This is a genomic window from Mesorhizobium sp. WSM4935 (genome assembly GCF_029625735.1).
Taxonomy (GTDB): Bacteria; Pseudomonadota; Alphaproteobacteria; order Rhizobiales; family Rhizobiaceae; genus Mesorhizobium.
This window is the reverse complement of record NZ_JARTVR010000090.1, coordinates 1-230: the sequence shown is the minus strand read 5'-3', so window position 1 is coordinate 230 and position 230 is coordinate 1. Positions and strand designations below refer to the sequence as shown.

Annotated in this window: 1 protein-coding gene; it reads left to right on the top strand. The window is 65.7% G+C overall.

The genetic code is table 11. The features are described 5' to 3' along the window. On the top strand, positions 1–230 hold a 230-nt coding region (locus tag P9273_RS32235), incomplete at both ends, for an SMP-30/gluconolactonase/LRE family protein (RefSeq protein WP_278052604.1).

Below are 230 nucleotides of genomic sequence, written 5' to 3'. Positions count from 1 at the left end.
GGCCAGCGCCATCGCCGTCATCGACGATGCCCGCCAGCTGATCGCCACGGAAGTCGGCCTGCAGGTCAGGGACGTCAAGACCGGCAAGCTGACGCTGCACACGCCGATCGAAGCCGACAATCCGCTTACCCGCTCCAATGATTCCCGCGTCCACCCATGCGGCGCCTTCTGGACCGGTACGATGGGCAAGGCCGAGGGCAAGGGCGCCGGCTCGATCTACTGGTTCTTCA